21 protein-coding genes are annotated in these 19,611 nt (G+C 39.6%); 17 read left to right on the forward strand and 4 right to left on the reverse strand.

The annotated features are described in order from the left end of the window. Positions 1–477: 477 nt before the first annotated feature. From J0M37_12260 to J0M37_12270, 3 genes are all read right to left on the reverse strand, one after another. Complete coding sequence (locus tag J0M37_12260; protein MBN8585858.1) at positions 478–1,251, reverse strand: hypothetical protein; 774 nt, start codon at positions 1,249–1,251, stop codon at positions 478–480. 192 nt (positions 1,252–1,443) lie between these two features. Continuing rightward, positions 1,444–2,250, reverse strand: coding sequence for a hypothetical protein (locus J0M37_12265; protein ID MBN8585859.1), 807 nt, complete (start codon positions 2,248–2,250; stop codon positions 1,444–1,446). A gap of 190 nt (positions 2,251–2,440) precedes the next feature. Further along, a complete protein-coding gene (locus J0M37_12270) occupies positions 2,441–2,689 on the reverse strand; it encodes a hypothetical protein (protein ID MBN8585860.1) in 249 nt (82 codons plus the stop codon). A gap of 216 nt (positions 2,690–2,905) precedes the next feature. Here J0M37_12270 and J0M37_12275 point away from each other — a divergent pair, with 216 nt between their 5' ends. The 12 genes from J0M37_12275 (at position 2,906) to J0M37_12330 (ending at position 13,534) form a co-directional block, all read left to right on the forward strand. Beyond that, on the forward strand, positions 2,906–3,901 hold the full coding sequence (locus J0M37_12275; protein MBN8585861.1) for a phosphoribosylformylglycinamidine cyclo-ligase: 996 nt from the start codon (positions 2,906–2,908) through the stop codon (positions 3,899–3,901). Then, positions 3,901–4,899, forward strand: coding sequence for an aspartate-semialdehyde dehydrogenase (gene asd, locus J0M37_12280; protein ID MBN8585862.1), 999 nt, complete (start codon positions 3,901–3,903; stop codon positions 4,897–4,899). Before J0M37_12275 ends, asd begins: the two co-directional genes overlap by 1 nt. Positions 4,900–5,049: 150 nt before the next feature. Next, complete coding sequence (locus tag J0M37_12285; GenBank protein ID MBN8585863.1) at positions 5,050–6,411, forward strand: L-lysine 6-transaminase; 1,362 nt, start codon at positions 5,050–5,052, stop codon at positions 6,409–6,411. 740 nt (positions 6,412–7,151) lie between these two features. Next, positions 7,152–8,459 (forward strand): hypothetical protein, encoded by a 1,308-nt coding sequence (locus tag J0M37_12290; protein MBN8585864.1) that lies wholly within the window; start codon positions 7,152–7,154, stop codon positions 8,457–8,459. 836 nt (positions 8,460–9,295) lie between these two features. Further along, a complete protein-coding gene (locus J0M37_12295) occupies positions 9,296–10,396 on the forward strand; it encodes a hypothetical protein (protein MBN8585865.1) in 1,101 nt (366 codons plus the stop codon). An 832-nt stretch (positions 10,397–11,228) separates the two neighbouring features. Further along, positions 11,229–11,438: a hypothetical protein gene (locus tag J0M37_12300; protein ID MBN8585866.1), complete on the forward strand. Its 210-nt coding sequence runs from the start codon at positions 11,229–11,231 to the stop codon at positions 11,436–11,438. A 37-nt stretch (positions 11,439–11,475) separates the two neighbouring features. After that, complete coding sequence (locus J0M37_12305) at positions 11,476–11,766, forward strand: hypothetical protein (GenBank protein MBN8585867.1); 291 nt, start codon at positions 11,476–11,478, stop codon at positions 11,764–11,766. Further along, entirely contained in the window at positions 11,759–12,589 is an 831-nt protein-coding gene (locus J0M37_12310) for a hypothetical protein (protein MBN8585868.1), read from the forward strand. Before J0M37_12305 ends, J0M37_12310 begins: the two co-directional genes overlap by 8 nt. Continuing rightward, positions 12,589–12,900, forward strand: coding sequence for a hypothetical protein (locus J0M37_12315; protein MBN8585869.1), 312 nt, complete (start codon positions 12,589–12,591; stop codon positions 12,898–12,900). Before J0M37_12310 ends, J0M37_12315 begins: the two co-directional genes overlap by 1 nt. Before the next feature lie 27 nt (positions 12,901–12,927). After that, positions 12,928–13,131 (forward strand): HTH domain-containing protein, encoded by a 204-nt coding sequence (locus J0M37_12320; protein MBN8585870.1) that lies wholly within the window; start codon positions 12,928–12,930, stop codon positions 13,129–13,131. 5 nt (positions 13,132–13,136) lie between these two features. Further along, on the forward strand, positions 13,137–13,343 hold the full coding sequence (locus J0M37_12325) for a hypothetical protein (protein ID MBN8585871.1): 207 nt from the start codon (positions 13,137–13,139) through the stop codon (positions 13,341–13,343). Next, the gene (locus J0M37_12330; GenBank protein ID MBN8585872.1) at positions 13,340–13,534 is read left to right on the forward strand and encodes a hypothetical protein; all 195 of its coding nucleotides are present in this window, start codon (positions 13,340–13,342) and stop codon (positions 13,532–13,534) included. The genes J0M37_12325 and J0M37_12330 overlap by 4 nt, the downstream gene beginning before the upstream one ends. Positions 13,535–13,540: 6 nt before the next feature. Here J0M37_12330 and J0M37_12335 read toward each other — a convergent pair whose 3' ends face one another. Continuing rightward, on the reverse strand, positions 13,541–14,191 hold the full coding sequence (locus J0M37_12335; protein ID MBN8585873.1) for a hypothetical protein: 651 nt from the start codon (positions 14,189–14,191) through the stop codon (positions 13,541–13,543). Positions 14,192–14,651: 460 nt separating this feature from the next. On the opposite strand from J0M37_12335, the gene J0M37_12340 reads away from it, so the two are divergent. The 5 genes from J0M37_12340 to J0M37_12360 all read left to right on the forward strand — a co-directional run bounded on the left by J0M37_12340 (position 14,652) and on the right by J0M37_12360 (position 19,593). Continuing rightward, positions 14,652–15,686, forward strand: a complete 1,035-nt coding sequence (locus J0M37_12340) for a hypothetical protein (GenBank protein ID MBN8585874.1) — start codon at positions 14,652–14,654, stop codon at positions 15,684–15,686. Positions 15,687–16,201: 515 nt separating this feature from the next. Further along, complete coding sequence (locus J0M37_12345; protein ID MBN8585875.1) at positions 16,202–16,486, forward strand: hypothetical protein; 285 nt, start codon at positions 16,202–16,204, stop codon at positions 16,484–16,486. Between the two features lie 607 nt (positions 16,487–17,093). Beyond that, on the forward strand, positions 17,094–18,449 hold the full coding sequence (gene ffh / locus J0M37_12350; protein ID MBN8585876.1) for a signal recognition particle protein: 1,356 nt from the start codon (positions 17,094–17,096) through the stop codon (positions 18,447–18,449). 288 nt (positions 18,450–18,737) lie between these two features. Then, complete coding sequence (gene rpsP, locus J0M37_12355) at positions 18,738–19,190, forward strand: 30S ribosomal protein S16 (GenBank protein MBN8585877.1); 453 nt, start codon at positions 18,738–18,740, stop codon at positions 19,188–19,190. A 163-nt stretch (positions 19,191–19,353) separates the two neighbouring features. After that, a complete protein-coding gene (locus J0M37_12360) occupies positions 19,354–19,593 on the forward strand; it encodes a KH domain-containing protein (GenBank protein ID MBN8585878.1) in 240 nt (79 codons plus the stop codon). Positions 19,594–19,611 lie beyond the last annotated feature (18 nt).

The following is a 19,611-nucleotide window of genomic DNA, read 5'->3' on the forward strand; positions in this document are numbered from 1 at the left end:
ACGAAGCAATCTCATAAATAGACAAATTCTCCAGGACAACTTTAGGTAAACAATCAAAAATATAAAAGGGGGAGGTAACAAAAGTTATTTTGCGAGGAGCGAAGCGACGAAGCAATCTCATAAATAGACAAATTCTCCAGGACAACTTTAGGTAAACAATCAAAAATATAAAAGGGGGAGGTAACAAAAGTTATTTTGCGAGGAGCGAAGCGACGAAGCAATCTCATAAATAGGCAAATACTTCAGGACAATTTTAGAGAAACAATCAAAAATATAAAAGGGACGGTAACAAAAGATATTTTGCGAGGAGCGAAGCGACGAAGCAATCTCATAAATAGACAAATACTTCAGGACAACTTTAAAGAAACAATCTTAAATAAAAAAGCGGGTTAAATTTACCCGCTCTATTTTTATCTGCATTCCCCCCTGATAAAAATTGAATGCAAAAGTATAATTACTCCATTCCCCTTTTTAAACCTAATACCTCAATGGCAGATTTACACCTGCAACTATCTGCAGATATATTATCTCTTTTCTTCCGTTTAGCTCAATACCGTTGCTGCTGCCTGAATCATTTATATAAGTTGAGTACGATTCAGTAGTATAATAGTTCTGCTTTGGGATTAAATTCACCCATACGCCTTTTAAGGCTACAAAAAAATCAGCCCTGCGGTTAAGCTTGAACTGCATACCGGTAGTAACGCTCATGCCCAGCCTGCTTGCAGGCTTAAAATTTGTGTAAATGTTAGACTGGTATCCATCCGGATAAGTGATATTTGACTGCCATGCCCCGAACATCAGATTGTAGTTCAGGTCAGCCCCAATAAAAAGGCTTTCCTTCTGTTTGGGGGTAAAGTTGTATTCAACACCGGCTCCAAGATTTATAATATTCCACCTCGTTCGGTTCAATCCCCTGTCTTCGGAGTTATAAAACAAATTATAGCCCGTAGTTCCGGTTACAGAAAGCTTTTTATTTTTAGTGACCACAAACTTTGCCGTTACACCTATTCCGTAACCCTGCTGCATACCCAGATTTTTACCGGTAAAAACATTCCCCGATGGTGTATTATAGCTGCTGCTGAAATCCCTGCCTTCCCCGTTGGCAGAGCTTAATACATATCCGAATCCCCCGTTTAAAGCAATTGAAACCTTCGGTACCCGGCGCTCAGGTTTGGTTTTTAACTTAACCTGTGAAAATAAACCGGGTATGAAAAGTAAAAAAATTAAACTGATAACCAAGCCCCGTTTCATGTTACCCCCTTGTTTTGAAGTAACACAAAATTAAGCTTAAGTAATTGGAATACACTAACGGAAGGGTTTATAATCAGTATATATGTGGTATGTAATTTGCAACACATCTGCTTAGTTCACGAACTACCGTGAAACAAGTAGAAATGCTGCATTCTATCTATATTTAATATATATAAGTTAAGCTATTTTACTTTAGGAGTGTTCTATAGTGATTTTCGTCTGGTCTGCCGGGTCATACTTTACGAATATTTCCTCACCGGCCTGGAATTTTGAAACAGACTGCTCCATTATAATTCCTATTGCTTTGCCTCCAAAAGCAGGCCTGTCTGCAGGCAATACCTGCACTTCAAGCTCAACTGCGGGATTATTACCGTTCACATGTATCCCAAGCCATGTATATTTAGTTACAATTGCCTTGCTTGATACCCCATATTTCAGCAGTTCTTTGTTCCTGTTGTCGTTTTCAACCAGCTTCAGCTCTGCCTGTTCCTGAGGCATTCCAGCCCATGGTCCTGAAGGTACAGTAGTAGTCGGTGCAAAAGAAGTATTCTGTCCCGATGCGCCGCCGACTCCTTCGTAATTAATAACTATATCATCTTTATCGTTCAGGTCAATTAGCACGGGTATCATATTTCCCGGCTGATACATGGAGGTCTGCAGCCTTGAAATGAGCTGCTTGGTCTCAACTAAATATGTTGCGCCGTTAGGCGGTGTGACCTCAAGAAGCAGCTTAACCTGGGGAGCGTTATTAACTGTAACGCCTGTATCGGATACTTCCATAACTTTAGCAGTTGTGGCAAAACCTGATTTAGCGAGCCTTTGGCTTAAAACCATTGGTCCGAATAAAGTTTTCCAGAAAATGACTGCCATAATGCCAACAACAACGATCATTATTATCAACGGAATCCATGCCTTAGCGGCAATCACCGCAGCTAAGCCAACTATCAACCCGATAGCTGCTCCGCCTAATCCGATCCATATACCCCAGTTCATTTTCATTTTAAAGATTTCCTCCTGAATTGTTTTACAAAATTACATTATTTTTTTAAAAATGAGAAACAAATATCGGGGAAAAATTTTTAAAGAAGTTTTAATTATTCCCAAAAAATGCTTTTATAAAAGAAAAACGGGGATAGAAACCCTATCCCCGTTTAAAAACGGATTAACCCAAGAAGAACTCAGGAAAAAATTAAGCTGTTTTCCGGTTGGTTTTACCTGAAAGATTGTTTATCTTAAAAGTAAGATCATCCGAAACGTTGTTTACTATTTCCTGGAAAAGCACGAACTTTTCAAGCTCAAGCTTCGAAAGCTCAGGAAAATGTTTCCACGCCTCATCAGTTATCACTTTTGAGATGTTGATCTTAAATTGCTTAATTTTTTCTCTCCCCGCTTCTGCTTCTTCTTTTGTGAATACTATCTTGTTTTCGCCTGCTCTCACGTCTTTTTGTTAGTTTAATGTTCCTCAAAAATACCGTGATATCTTAATATATCCCTCACTGTAAACCGTTATTTTATTCAAATGATTTAAAAATACCTAAAAATACTACTTTTGTATATTCACTTTAAACACTTTAAACCGCAAAAGTGGCTAAAACAGGCTGTTATGGGCATTTTTGGGAATTGTAAATAATACCCGTTTTGGGTATATTTGGAAATGAGATCTACTTATTCAGCAGCCGGTGTCAGTATTTCTGAAGGCGATAAATTCGTTGAGAGAATTAAGCCTTTGGTAAAAGGTACATTTGGTAACGGAGTTTTAAGCGGGATCGGCAATTTTGGTGCATTTTTTAATATTCCAAAAACCTTTAAAAATCCCGTTTTTGTAGCCAGCACAGATGGCGTTGGCACTAAGCTGAAAGTAGCAGTTTTAGCCAAAAAACACGATACCATCGGTGAAGATCTTGTAAACCATTGCGTAAATGATATTGCCGTTTGCGGCGCAGTTCCCCTGTTCTTTCTGGATTATATGGCTTTCGGCAGGCTGCGCTCAAAAGTTGCGGTTGATATTGTAAAAGGACTTGTACGCGGATGCAAAAATAACGGCGCAGCCCTTATTGGCGGTGAAACCGCCGAAATGCCCGGACTATATGCCAAAGATGATTACGATGTTGCAGGCACTATCATTGGTGCAGTTGAACGCGGCAGGATAATTGATAAGAAGAATGTAAAAGCCGGCGATGTATTGATTGGCTTGCCAAGCAGCGGACTTCACACCAACGGTTACTCACTTGCAAGGAATGTTTTACTTAAGAAATACAGTTTAACTGAATATATACCTGAGCTTAAAGGCTCACTGGCTAAAGAGCTTTTGAAGGTTCACAGGTCATACTTAAAAGAAATTCAGCTTGTCACAAAAAAATTCAAAGTTAACTCCATAAGCCATATCACAGGCGGCGGAATTCTAGGGAATACCAAAAGAGTGGTTCCCAAACACCTTAAAATAAACATAAACTGGAACGCGTGGAAACCGAACCCGATATTCGGTTTGATACAGCGGACCGGCAGGATAAGCGATAATGAAATGCGTAAGGTTTTTAATATGGGTATCGGATTGATATTTATTGTCAGCAGAAAAAACTCCAAAGCGGTAACAGAGCAGCTTAAGAAACAAAAAATTAAAAATTATATTATCGGAGAGATTACAGAATAATGAGATTACACGATATTGCAGTTGTAGGCGCAAGCGGACTTGTAGGCCGCAAGATACTGGAAATTATCCAGGAAAGGAAATTTGAAGTTGGCAAAGTTGTTGCCATCGCATCAGATTCAAATGAAGGCAAAGAGCTAAACATAAAAGGTAAAACTTACAGGCTCAATAAGCTTGAACCGCATATATTCAAGAATCTCGAATTCGCTTTCTTCTCAGCAGGCGCGTCAGTATCGCGTGAATGGGCACCAAAAGCTGCCGCCGATGGTGCGATAGTTATCGATAACAGCTCAGCATTCCGCATGCAGGAAGATGTTCCGCTTGTTGTCCCCGAAGTGAACAGACAGGATATGTTCAAAAATAAAGGCATCATAGCAAACCCGAACTGCTCAACAATTCAGCTTGTTGCGGTTTTAAAACCGCTTGATAATGAATTTAAGATAAAGCGCGTTGTGGTTTCAACATACCAGAGTGTTTCCGGAGCTGGCAATAAAGGCATCACAGCTCTTGAAACAGAGCTCCGCAATATTGAACAGTATGAAAACTCACCCTTCCCCCACAGGATCGCACATAACGCTATCCCGCACATCGATGTATTTTTTGATGATAACTACACCCGCGAAGAGCTAAAAATGATCAATGAATCACGAAAGATAATGGGCAAAAAAGATCTTGCTATCACCGCTACATGTGTAAGGATACCAACACTCACAGGACACGGTGAATCAGTTAACATAGAGTTTGATAAAAAAGTATCACCTGAAGATGTTAAAGAAGTATTAAGCAAAGCCAAAGGTGTTACAGTAACCGATAACCCGTCACAGAATTTATATCCGATGCCAATTCACTCCGCTGAAAAAGACGATGTGTTTGTGGGCAGAATAAGGAAGGATGAATCTGTGAAGAACGGCATTAACCTTTGGATAGTTGCAGATAACGTAAGAAAAGGCGCTGCCACAAACGCTGTGCAGATAGCCGAAGAATACGTAAAAGGTAAATAACTTTCAATCCTGAGCGAAGCGAAGGATCTCACAGATAGTACCATGATTTTCTAGCATCAAAACATAATTTTTCGCATCACACAACAAAATAAACATGGCTCAATAAAAATATGAGCCTGAGTTTCAAAAAATGAAAGGAGACGCAAGGTAATGGATAACGTAATAACAAAAACAATGATGACAAGACCTGAAGCCGTAAATGCAATTCACCCTGACCATGTAATGAATACATTAAAAAATTACATTAACGTTGACGGACTTGATATAGTAATGGACCTGGAGAAATCACAGGGAGTGTATATATATGAGGCGCGCAATAACCGACCGTATCTTGATCTTTTTTCATTTGTAGCTTCAAACCCTGTGGGTATGAACCACCCCAAAATGAACAACCAGGCATTCATAGAGCATATCGGAAAAATTGCGCTCAACAAGCCTTCCAACAGCGATATTTATTACGCTGAATTCGCTGATTTTGTAAAGACATTTTTCGAAACAGCTATCCCCTCTTACTTTAAATACGCATTCTTCATAGAAGGCGGCGGACTTGCAGTTGAGAACGCCCTTAAAACTGCGTTTGACTGGAAGGTGCGCAAGAACTTTAAAAAGGGTTACACAGAAGAAAAAGGACACAAGGTAATTCACTTTAAGCAGGCTTTTCACGGGCGTACCGGTTACACAATGTCGCTTACAAATACTGATCCCGTAAAGGTCGCTTTGTATCCTAAGTTCGACTGGCCGAGAATTACAAACCCCAAAGTAACGTTCCCTCTGAATGAAAATAACCTGGATGAAGTAATTAAGCTTGAAAACCAGGCTATCGCTGAAATACATAAAGCTATCGCTGAAAATAAAGATGATATCGCATGCATAATCCTTGAACCCATTCAGGGCGAAGGCGGTGATAATCATTTCAGGGTTGAGTTCTTCAAACAGCTCAGAAATATCTGCGATGAAAATGAAATTCTTTTGATACTTGACGAAGTGCAGACCGGCGTTGGTATGACAGGTAAATGGTGGGCTCACCAGCACTACGTGCAGCCTGATATTATTTCCTTCGGAAAGAAAACACAGGTATGCGGCATACTTGCTACAGATAGAGTTGATGAAGTGCCTGAGAACGTCTTCCACACCTCAAGCAGGATAAACTCCACCTGGGGCGGCAACATTGTTGATATGATAAGGTTCAAAAGATACCTCGAAATAATAAAGGATGATAACCTTGTTGAAAACGCTGCAAATGTTGGCGCTTACCTGCTTGATAAGCTTACCGACCTGCAGCAGAAATACCCTGCAATGCTTTCAAATGCAAGGGGCAAAGGACTCTTTGCAGCTATTGACCTGCCAAATGGCGAGCTTAGAGGCAAAGCTGTTTCGAAAATTTTCGAAAAGAACGTGATACTCCTCGGCTGCGGCGAAAGAAGCATTCGCTTCCGCCCGTCACTCATTATCACAAAAGCGCAGATTGATGAAGGACTCGATGTAATTGAATCAGTTATAAAAGAATTGTAAATCATTCATCGGATGACTGCAGTTCATCCGATGAATTAAGCTATAACATTAATTGAAACATCAAAGGCAGCCAACGGCTGCCTTTTTTATGCTATCCTATGCAGCTCGAAACACTGTTTCAATTTCATCCTATCCAAACTCAAATCCTGTAGCTCTAAACGCCGTTTCGATCTCATTCTATCCAAACGCACTCTCTGGATCCTCCACTCGTTTCACTCATTCAGGATGACATTAAATATACGCAACCCTCCCCTTCGGGGAGGGGCAGGGTGGGGTCGCTTTGCAGCTCTAAACGCCGTTTCGATCTCATTCTATCCAAACGCACTCTCTGGATCCTCCACTCGTTTCACTCATTCAGGATGACATTAAATATACGCAACCCTCCCCTTCGGGCCGCAGGCCTTGTTTCTAAGGGAGGGAAGGGTGGGGTCATCTTGCAACTCGAAACGCCGTTTCGAGCATACCCGAATCAGCGATTCGGGCTACAATCCTGCAACTTGTATCCCACAACCTGCAACCTGTAACATGCAACTTGCATCCTGCAACCTGCAACCCTCTACCCTGTTACATATTTTTACAAATTGTTACCCCAAACATATTAATTTTCTATTATTTTAGTCCTGCGGCAAAAGTTACATTCACTTGCTGCATATCTTACAAAAACGGTTTTTGCTTTATTGTATTTTGGGGATAAATAATAAATGACAATAATTCAAAACCAAATAATAAGGAGCTAAAAAATGAAATCGCTGAAAATTACATCAAGGGTAATGCTGATGTACGCAGTATCATTAATTATGATGCTTGGGTTCACATCAAAATTATCCGCGGGTTATTATGCTGACTCAGTCGTTTTCCAGAATGACAGCACCTTCACCATCGAAAGCGTCAAGGAAGAGCTTGGCACCGATGGCGAATGGATCAAGGTCAACAAGGAAGATATCGATCCCGGCGCGGTCGCAGACCAGTCCGGCGGCTTTGATCCTGAGATCAACACCCAGTATATCTGGCGCCCGTATAATGTTGAGCCGGGATGGTCGCCCTATACAAACGGCTACTGGCGCTACACTAACTGCGGCTGGATGTGGGTATCGTATTATGACTGGGGATGGCGCACATGCCATTACGGCAGGTGGTGGTGGTCTGATTATTACGGCTGGGTATGGTCGCCCGGCTTTGTATGGGCGCCGGCATGGGTCGTGTGGATGTATAACGACGGCTACTGCGGCTGGTATCCCATTTCACCATGGGTCAGATGGCATCACGGATACGGCTACAGATGCCATAACATGCGCTACAAGGTAAGATGCTGGACCTATGTTGAAAAGCGCAAGTTCGCAGACCCCATTCCGCCAAGGGTTCCTGTAATTGATCCAAAGGGAATTACTGAGATAGTTAAAACAGGCACGGTTGATGCCAATCCGCATATCACAAAGACCGGCGTTAACACTAACGGTCCGGGCGTTAAATCAATTGAAGATGTAACCGGTAAAAAGCAGCCTGTTAACGATGTGAATATGTATAACAACACCGATAAATATTACGGCAGCAAGGTTGATGATGATGTAAAGAAAAAAGATGACGACACATGGAAAAATACCACAGGCACCAAAGGCAATGACGGAGTAAATGATAAAACCGGTGTGAAGAAAAACGACGGCGGGAACAACAACACAGGCAATAACACTGATACCTGGAAAAAGACCGACGATAACTCAGGCAAAGATAATAACACCGGCACAAAAAAGACTGACGGTAATAACGGCACCAAGGATAACGGTTCAAAAGATAACAACGGCAGCAAGAATAAGGATACCTGGAACGGCAATAACGGGAACAAGAACAACGACGGGAATAAACAATACACTCCCCCGCCGACTAAACAGTATGACCCGCCTAAACAGGAACAGCCTAAAAAGGATCCGCCCAAGCAGTACGATCCTCCAAAGCAGGAACAGCCCCGCAAGGATCCGCCGCCAAAACGGGATAATGACAATAACGGGAAAACCGAATCACCCCCAACCAAACAGAACGACGGGAAAAAGTGAGAACGTCAAACGTGAAATGTCAAAAGTGAAACGAATATACACAAAGCCGCTCGATATCGGGCGGCTTTTTTTTTGTCATACCTGGTTTACCCCGTTGGGGCGAAGGCGGGTATCCAGACGACAATCTCATATACCCCGACATGCAAGGGAAAACGTTTCACTTTTAAGTCGCCTATCAAAATCAAAAGCTTCGCACGAAGGGACGCAAAGCCGCAAAAGTGTTTGCTATAGACCCCCTCGTCCGGCAACTGCCGGACACTCCCCCTTGCTAAGGTGGAGACATTTCGCTCTTTTAACAGTCCCCTCCTTTCAAGATAACACGAAGTGTTATCGAAGTCCAACTGAAAGCAGGACCAAGGAGGGGATTTAGGTCTACAACTCTTTCTACGAATCAAAGATTCGAAGAATCGTTGATCGAGTTGATAGACTCGTAGAGGGAGGTATTTAGATATACAACGGGGGTTAACTTTAAAAAGCAAAACCGAACCCCCATCTGTGAAAATCCGGACCCACAGAAAATTACTCGATCGTCATGGTCTTTAATATTCAAGATATACTCCCCCCTTTTATAAAGGGGGGAGAATTAGTATGAGTTTTCATTAATCCACAATTGCACGAAAACTGTTTCCTTCGTGGATTAAAGACGGGGGTTTGCTTTAAAAAGCAAAATCCGCAAAAGGGTTTGTTATCGACCCCCTCGTCCGGCAGCTGCCGGACACTCCCCCTTGGTAAGGGGGAGATATATAAGCGAAAAACCTGCCCCCCACTTTACCACCATAATTTCAGAAATATTCATTTATATTTGTATATCTTATACTGAAATAAACTTTATTGATATGCCCGGATTTTACTTTACTCTCAATTTCAATAATAAACTTTTATCAAATGTTCACTGCAAAACTGCACTGAACATTTTTTTTATCTTTTTAACCGCCGCGGTTTTTACCGCATGCCAGGAAGATATCGTAATTACCGATCACTCGGGATATGACAGCGCAAGATACCTATGGGAAAGCGATACAATTGCCGGTCAGTTTTTTTATGACGGCGTATTTATCGATACTAACAAAATGTTCTTTCTCACCATTTCGGCATTATATGAGTATAACGGCACTGCTTACATCAGGCATTACATGCCGTATCTCTTCGGGGGATACAGTATCTCAGGGATCGATGAGAACAACATTTACATCGGGGGTTCCGATGTGACCGGATACTCCCAGTCCATAGCTGCGCTTAAGAAATGGAACGGCGCCGGGTTTGAACATTTCACGCTAGCCGATACATCAGATAAGTCGCCGTATTTCCATTCCGTTTATTCACGCGCACATAATGAGCACTGGCTTTCATCAATAAACGGTAAAGTTTACAAATTTGATGGCAGCAATTTCACGCGATTCAGCTTTGATACCAGCTACTGGTATATTGACCCGTTTATGGAAGATGAATTCGGCAATGTATATTTTTCAAGCAAGATCTATGAAGGAAGCCCGATGGTTACAAACACAAAAGCCGAGCTGCATAAATACAACGGCACTAACTGGCAGACCGTTTACTCGGAAGAATTCGCAGGCGGGTATGGCGGTACATTTTTCACGGGAAATATAGGCAGGCAGATATACTGCACGCTGGATGATGAATTAAGATTTTTCAACGGCACAGCCTTTACCATTTTTGCCAAAGGCGAGCATTTTTTCTTTATCGATGCAGGCTTCGCCGGCTCATCACCCTCAAATATCTTCATCAGCGGCTTCAGCCTTATTGATCATAATGATTACCTCTTCAATTACAACGGCGTTAAATGGAGCAAGGAGTTCATTGAGAACGAAGATTTCCAGAACTTCACTGTATTTTACGCATCAGAAAAGCTGGCATACGCCTTATCTTACGATTACACCAAAGACCGCTCAATAGTGCTAAAAGGAGTAAGGAAATAAATCTCCCCAACCAAAAGCAAATATTCATATAGCTGCAAGTTCTATAAAATGATATTAAGACAGCTCCCCTCCTCCCTGACTGCCCGTGCAGTTTTTGAGGAGGGGAAATCACACCGAAGGTGTGATAGGGTGGTATAAACATTTTCTGCCTTTGATCTCACCAACCTCACAATATCTTAATCGTTGGTGAATACCTTAGAAACAAGGCAGGCACCAACAACGGCTGGATGAAAAAAACCACCACCAGCCTTTAAACCCTATTTTATGAACAAGGGGTTGCAACCCCTTGTTCGTATCAAAAGCAAAAGTACTAACCACTGAGAACATTGAGAAAACAGAGATTTGTGGAGTCAGGTATGTACCTGACACGAAAAAACGGAGTTTTCCTTATACTTTTATGCAGGATGGAACTAGCCACATGCAGAGTATTAACTTAGGAACATTTATAGTATAGAATACAAAGGAACACAAAATATTTTCATTGCCAAGAATATTATCGAGTAAGCATTCCACTCCGCACTGGTTTGGCTTCATACACTATGAGTCATACTCCGTTGATGCAATCTCACAAAGTTTATTCTTAAATGTAACAAGCAATATACTAAGTTTATGACTTGCTATTAATTAATGTTTATATTACTTTTACACTGATTCAGTATAAAAGAAGTTAATAAAGCACTTGAATCAATTAACGGTAAGTGGCAAATTATAAAGCAAGTAAAGTACTTAACAATAGACTAAGCCAAACCGGACCAGAGCGGAAACTTGCTTCGTAAATATTCTTGGTAATGAAAATATATTCAAATATCTATAAATAATAAAAAGGTATATAATGGACAATTCTAACTCAAGTGTAATCGAAAGACTGAATATACTTATAAAGTTAACAGCAGCAGGCGTCATTCAAGACAAAAATTTTATGGAACAAGTGTCACTCCTCTCTTCAGTGGGACTACAGCCCAGGGAAATAGCGGATGTATTAGGTAAAACCCCTAATCATGTAAGTGTAACAATTAACGCTTTAAAGAAAAAAAATAAATGAGTTATACACAAATAATCTAATTAATTCAGAAATGAATATGGAAACCAATGCAATTTTAAATGAAATTCTTAAATGGCAAAAATTACAGGGCATAGCTATAATAAGAGAACTTATCCCAAAATTACTTGATGAAAGTAAAAAAAAACTTGTTTATGAAATGACTGATGGCAAGAATAGTCAGGCTACTATATCAAAAAAAACGGGGGTTGCCGGTGGTACAATATCAAATTGGTGGAATTTATGGTATTCATATGGCATCCTAACAAAAGGACAGGATAATAGATACAATAAAATAATATCGCTTAAAGAACTGGGTATAAATGTATAAAAGTAAAACAACCGACTATTCAAATACTGATGTACTTTATAAAAAGTTGGAACCTAAAACGGGGTTATCGAAAAAACAATTATATGATAAAGCAATTTATTTGGAAAAAAGAGGTTTGCCAAAGGGTGCAGGCATTGGATATATTGCGCTTGAACATAATCTTTCAATAAGCAAATATTATCCACATGATATTATAGAAAAAATATTCGCGAAGAAAGAAAGAGAAAGCAATACAGCAAACACAACTAATCCGTCAAGATCTAAAAAAAGAACTATTAATAAAAGTTCATCATTGACTCTAAATGTTAACATTGACAATATAATAAAATCAATTAACGACCCAATTTTACCAACAAACATAGTAAGTGATGCTAAGAATATGGCAAATGCATTTATCCTACTCTATATTTTTGAAAATTCAATAAGGAATTTCATTAACTTAGTAATGAGTAAGATATATGGAGTTAATTGGTGGGATACTAAGATTAATGGTAAACATCTAAATAGTTTGAGCAAGAAGGTTACAGACAGAAAACAACAGGAAAATGAAAATAGATATCATTCAAAAAGAGGCGCGCATGAAATATATTACACTGATGTTATCGATTTGTATAAGATAATTCATCAATATTATAATGATCTAGAAAAATACTTAAAAGAAAAAAAATCTTTTATTGAAAATATGATTGATGTTATCAATAAGACAAGACGTATTGTTGAGCATAACAATCCAATTTCTAAAGAAGATTTTGAACGTATCAAAATACATTTTCGAGACTGGACAAAACAATTAACGTATACAAAAGAAAAGTTAGGCGAATAATGAACACTGAAATTTTAAGAGAATTAAAAGAACAAACAAAATGGCTGAGATTTCTATCGTTGCCAGGATTAAAAGATACTATTAAAAATACTATCTGCTCAAAAGAACAAAAACGAATCTTTGAGCTTACTGATGGTAAACTTAGCACAAATGATATATCAAAGAAACTTCAACAAGAAGGTGTAAAAGCTAGTCACATGACAGTATATAACTATTGGAAAAGATGGTATGCCATAGGTTTGGTGGAACCCAGTGAAGAGTACACAGGAAGATTCAAAAAAATTGTAGAACTTTCAGATTTAAACTTATAAAATTAGCAAACTAAAAATGGAGATAGCATGAATATAGAAATTCTTTGCAACAAAATTGACAAATTAATCGCCATTATTGCAATTCAAGACAAACCACTTGAGGAACAAGTAAGGATGTTACGATTATTAGAGTATTCAATACCCGACATATCTACTTTTCTAGGGGTATCAACAAGAACAATTGATAACAAAATAGCAGAACTAAAAAAAAGTGGTAAATTAAAAAAATAAGAACAATGACTGACCTTTTAAATGAAATAAAAAAAATGAACAAACTTCTTGCTTTGTTAATAACCAAAGATCAAGAACCTATAAAAAGTATTACCCAGCTAACTTCCGCGGGTTATACGCAATCAGAGACAGCGGACATTTTAAATACAACGAAAAAGGCAGTGGAAATGGCACTTTATAGAAATAAGAAAAAAACTAAAAAGAAGAAATGACAACACAAGAGAAAAATCAAATAGTAGAAAAATTGGATATAATAATCGCAATTTTACTTACTCAAGGTAAAGAAAGAGATGAACAAATAAAAGTTTTAGCAGCCAAGGGCTTTTCAAATGCTGATATTTCTGGTATACTAGGAATACCAAAAGGCACTATTGATGGAATTAGGGCTAAACTAAAAAAATAATATATCTTATTTAGATTTAGCTTTTACTAGTTGGTTAGTAATATCCTCTAACAGATTAAACGGAGCATCTTTAATATATTTAAAGCAGTTGTATATGTTACCTTGGATTAAAGTATTTTTCCTCCATTTATCATTAAATATTTTCAATTTTTTACTCGTAATTTTACCAGTATGCTTAATATCATTATTTAATAATCTTAACAATTCGACTCGTTTATAATCAGTCAGATCCTTATAAACAATATTAAATTCAGTAAATAGGAACTCAGCAAATTTTCCATCCTTAAAACAATCATCAATCTTCTTCTTTGATAATTTTTTATACTTTAATTTCCTTAACAAATAAAATATACTTTTTGTATATTTTTCGTAAAAGCTATAGGTTGCCACTATCATATACTGACTAAATATATCCCTAGCGTCTATTGTTACAGAACTTGAGCCAAAAATGGCTTGAATTATAGCTCTTTGATCTTCATCAGTTCCGTCAACTTCTTCATTTACTTTTTTCTCTAAATCTTTTTCCAAATATTTCTCTATGTAACTTTCGATATTTTCATATAAAACTTCTAATGAATAAATACTCCTATGTAGGTCCTGAAGTATCATGTAAGAGTACTCATATAGTCCCCAAGTTATATTCCAATCTGTATTCATTATCTTAAAATAGCTGATTTTATTTAAGTATTGCAAGTCAACAAGCTGATCCTCATTTCATTGTTAGATTATTATACATCCGTATCATATCATTCAACCACCCGCTGTTTATTTCAATTGAAAAACTCCATGTTAACTATTCCCCTCGTTTCAGGTGTTATCACCAACAACAAACCAACATTCTAAACGCCATCTCTACCCATCCCAGCATTCCCATCAGTGCCAATCCGCTAATTCAGCGTCATCCGTGTTCCATTTTTCAGCCAAAAAACGTATATTTCCCCTGCCCGGCTTTCACTCTTGACAATGCATTTAGCATATATTATATTTGTCAGAGTATGCAGTAAGCATAATTACGTGAAACGTGCAGCCTGTAACATGTAACTCCGGCGTTTTTTGCCGGTCCCGCCTTGGCGGGATGCAACCTGTAACATGTAACCTAAAACCCAAAAACACACTTATGAAAAAATTCAACCAGGAGCTTCACGATGATATTACAAAACTTCGGGGACTCGCCAAATCTTCACGCAAAGAATATTTAAAGCTGTATAATGAGCTTCCGGCTAAGCATAATATAAGCAAGGCAACCCTTTACCGCGAGCTTAAAAAGCCTGAGCCCGGCAATTACCAACTGCGTCCACACAAACCCAATATGTCCAAGATCACAAGAGATGAGCTTGACCGTGTTGCAAGGCTTATAGTTGAACGCAAATCCAATGAGCAGATAATGAAGGTAATGTCACGGGTAAAGAAGTTTGAATATACTTACACGCGCCTTGCCAAGGTAAAACAAAAGATAAGCCTCGAAGCGCACCTGGTAAATAACCCCAAACCAAAAATTATTCATCATATATATGACCCCAAAATGATAGACGGCATGAAGATATCAAAAGTAAGCTTCATAAGGGCTGATGGCAAAAGCGGCATCACGCCAAAGGACCAGAAGGTCCCGGCATACAAAGGCAATGCGTCAAAGTTCTTCTGCCTGCTTTGCGGCATCGATACCACTGATCCTGAAATCATCCAGAAGCTTTCATTCCCTAACGGCGATGTGCATTATGTGAAGAACTCCGTTATTAAAGAAGCGCTGGCTCTTGTTGCTGCTTCATCTGAATCAGGCGGTAAGTCAAAACAGGAAGCAGTAAACCACTCAATTGATGTGCTGCTATTGAACCAGCTTAATATCGCGAAGCAGCGGGGGTATATTACACCCTTAGAGCTCAGGCAGCTTGCCTCAACAACCCGTGTGTTAACGCAGGTCCGCGATTCCGCTGCCCCGCCGGGCGGGTATTACACATTCGAAGAGCTTATGCATGTTGTAGGTGTGTTTTCACCCAGCGTTACCCGTGAAAAAGTAGCACAGATAATTGCATCGCACCCGTTCCTTGACCGCTCGCGTAACAAACCGGTCCCGGCATACACTCCCGCCCCCGCCGCGGATAATGTATCACCCGATAGCAGCGATAATCCCCCCGGCGAGGTGAAAGACAAGTAGTCGAGATAAACAAACGTAGTCGAACCCTTTCAGGGTTCGTTTGCAATAAATGCTTCAATCACTAACGAGCCCTAAAAGGGCTCGGCTACAGAAGATATTTTATCATCAAACGATTCACAGCCCGATGTTGGTGTTTTCAATGAGTGATGTTTCTCTCCCCCTGATAGGAGGAGCTGGTCTACGACTCTTTCTACGAATCAAAGATTCGAAGAATCGTTGATCGAGTCGTTGACTCGTAGAGAGGGGGTAACCTGTCAACGTCGGGGTTCTCAATGAGTGATGTTTCTCTCCCCCTGATAGGGGGAGCTGGTCTACGACTCTTTCTACGAATCAAAGATTCGAAGAATCGTTGATCGAGTCGTTGACTCGTAGAGAGAGGGTAACTTGTCAACGTCGGGGTTCTCAATGAATGATGTTTCTCTCCCCCTGATAGGGGGAGCTGGAGGGGGTAACTAAACCTGCTGAAACAAAAAACGACAAAGAAAAACATTTTCAAAATGAAAAAATAATAAAAAATGAAAATCCTTAAAAAAATTCTGATTCACGCATTTTCTCAAGATGAAAAATTCATTTTGAAACTCTCTCAAGATGAAAATATTCATAATGAGAAAGTTTCACTTTCACAAAATAAGCTGTATTGGGCAAAAACACTTCCAGAAGCGCGAAAAAAAATATCACAAAAAATTGGTGCGATTCATAATGAGAAAAATGCAGTTTATTATTTATTTTCTGCAAAAAGTCCGCCTGTAAAAACTATGGGGGTTTGCTTTGAAAAGCAAAAGCCGAACCCCCATCTGTGAAATTTCTAAACCCACAGAAAATTACTCGATCGTCATGGCCTTTAATATTCAAGATATACTCCCCCCTTTAATAAAGGGGGGAGAATCAGTCTGAGTATTCATTAATCCACAATTGCACGAAAACTGTTTCCTTCGTGGATTAAAGACGGGGGTTGCTTTCAAAGGCAATAGGGTATTGCCTCTGAATCCCTCGTCCGGCAACTGCCGGACACTCCCCCTTGGTAAGGGGGAGACATATATACGTTGATAGACTTGTAGAGGGAGGTATTTAGATTAAAGACGGGGGTTGCTTTAATCCCCTGCCGTAACATACCGACAAAATTTGCGGGAATTAAAAAAACGAGATTCTGAAACAAGTTCAGAATGACAATGGTGGGAATTAGGGACATATAAAACCTTGATTAATACTAAAAAAATCGTTAATTTTGCAGGTTAAGTAAAAAATTTAACCTGCAGACTTCCCCTTTCGGGGTTTTCTGTGGAGTTGTATTTACTTTTATTTGATTATTTTTAAATCTTTTGGTTATTTAATACAAAAGAAATTTTTAGTTTTTCCGTTAAAATTTAAAGCCGTTATTCGGTTTAATTATTTGATATTTGAAATAGAGTGTTTGAAGATCTAAGTTCCAAGTTCGATAAGGTTTTTAAGTTCATCAAAGGCAAGGGTAAGGTATCAGAGGCTACAATTGATGAGTTTTTGCGCGAAGTTCGTCGCATAATGCTTGATGCCGATGTTAACTATAAAGTAGTTAAACAGTTTGTTGATGATGTTAAAGCTAAAGCGCTTGAAAAAAATGTAATAAGATCAATTAACCCGGGCAAGATAGTAATAGATACTATTACAGCAGAGCTTGTCCGCTTAATGGGTGAAAAAAAGACCGATATTAAGTTCAGCAATGACGTGCCCTCGGTCATTATGATGGTCGGTCTTCAGGGTTCAGGTAAAACCACTTTTTCAGGCAAGCTGGCCAAATATTTAAAGGCACGCGGCAAAAATCCCGCGCTTGCAGCATGTGACGTTTACCGCCCTGCTGCTATAGACCAGCTTAAAACGCTTGGCGAACAGATTGATGTCGCGGTTTATTCCGATGACAGTAAAGATCCCGTAAAGATCGCACTGGCTGCTGTTGAATTCTGCAAGCAGAACTATAAGGATACTCTGATTGTTGATACAGCAGGACGTTTAGCGATAGATGAAGAGATGATGCGCGAGGTTGAGACCCTCAAAAGTAAGCTGAATCCCGCAGAAATACTTTTCGTTGTGGATTCAATGACAGGCCAGGATGCGGTGAATACGGCAAAGGAATTCCACGACAGGCTTAACTTTGACGGCGTTATTTTAACAAAATTAGATGGTGACTCACGCGGCGGTGCCGCCCTATCCATAAGGGCAGTTGTAGATAAGCCCGTAAAGTTTGTGGGTGTGGGCGAAAAGCTCGATGCAGTTGAGCCCTTCTACCCGGACAGGATGGCATCAAGGATACTTGGCAAAGGTGATATCCAGTCACTGGTAGAAAAAGCCGCAACAATGCTCCCTGAGGAGCTTGATGAGAAGAAAATAGCCAAGCTTGAAGAGAAGTTCAAAGGCAATAAGTTTGATTTCGGCGACTTCCTCGAGCAGCTTCAGCAGATAAAAAAAATGGGTTCACTCTCCTCTTTAATGGGAATGATCCCCGGCGTTGACAGGATAATGAAGGGCAAGGAAATTGATGATAAGCCGCTTCGCCAGGTTGAAGCCGTGATAAATTCCATGACGCTGAAGGAAAGAACGAATCCTGATATTATAAATGGCGCGCGCAGGAAAAGAATAGCAACAGGCAGCGGAACATCAATACAGGATGTGAACCGTGTTATCAAGCAGTTCTATGATATGCAGAAGATGATAAAGACCTTCAAAAAAGGCAGGGGCATGAATAACGTGCTCCGCAACATGGGTCTGCCGCCTAATTTCAGCTTGAAGTAAAATTCAATCCTGTACGAAAAAAGCTGTCATCCTGAGCGTAGTCGAAGGATAATGAATAAAAGTTACAAACGTCTTTCGACTCCGCTCAAGACGACAAAGTAAAGTACAGAAGCGAGATACTGAACCAGATTCAGGATAAAAAAATAGATGAGATTATAAAATAATATTAATAAACAAAAACCCTGGTAGTTGAAGGCAAGAGACCCTTCACTGCGTTCAGGGATATCCCGAAAAGGCAATGGCGATTGAAAAATTTCGCTCTACATAGCCCGGGATCAGAAGGAAAAAATGGTTAAACTCAGGTTAAGAAGAATGGGAAGAAAAAAAGCTCCCATTTATAAAATCGTAGCAGCAGATTCAAGATCAAGAAGAGACGGCAGGTTCATTGAAGCTGTTGGTCAGTATGATCCAAACGTACACCCTGCGAAGCTGGATATTTCAGAAGAAAGAGCAATGTATTGGCTTAAATCAGGCGCTCTGCCAACTGTAACAGTTAAAAATCTTTTATCACATAAAGGCCTCATGCTTAAGCTCCACCTTTCAAAAAAGGGAGCCGATGAAGCTAAGATAGCTGCGGAATTCTCAAAGTGGGAATCAATGCAGGAATCAAAGCTTCAGAGAATGCATGATAAAAAATTAAGAAGAAAAGAAAAGAAGAAAAAAGCGGCAGAAAAACCGGCTGAAACAACAGCCTCAACACCGGCAGCAGAGCAGCCTGCAGCTGAAGAACAGTCTGCATAATTATTTATCTGCATAAGCGAGATCAGAAATAATTATTAAGTCCAAACCAATTCATCCAGCTTGATAATTTAATAAGATCGTACCGGTCCCCGCTAATGGTTTGAATTATTGTTTTACTATAAATAATATTCTACTAATTAACGACCCAAATGGGGGGATGCTTATGAAAGAATTTATTGAATACATCGCCAAGAATCTTGTTGATGATCCTGATAACGTACGCGTTGAAGAAAGCATTGATGAGAACAAAGTTACACTAAAGCTCCATGTTTCAAAAGGTGACCTGGGCAAGGTCATCGGTAAACAGGGCAAAACCGCGAAATCTATGAGAACATTATTCACTGCGGTTGCAGCAAAGAACAATAAAAGCGGTCACCTTGAAATTGAGGAAGGCAAGGAATAATTTCTTTACTTCCGGTTT

This window comes from Ignavibacteria bacterium (assembly GCA_017303675.1).
Taxonomy (GTDB): Bacteria; Bacteroidota; Ignavibacteria; order Tepidaquicellales; family OLB5; genus OLB5.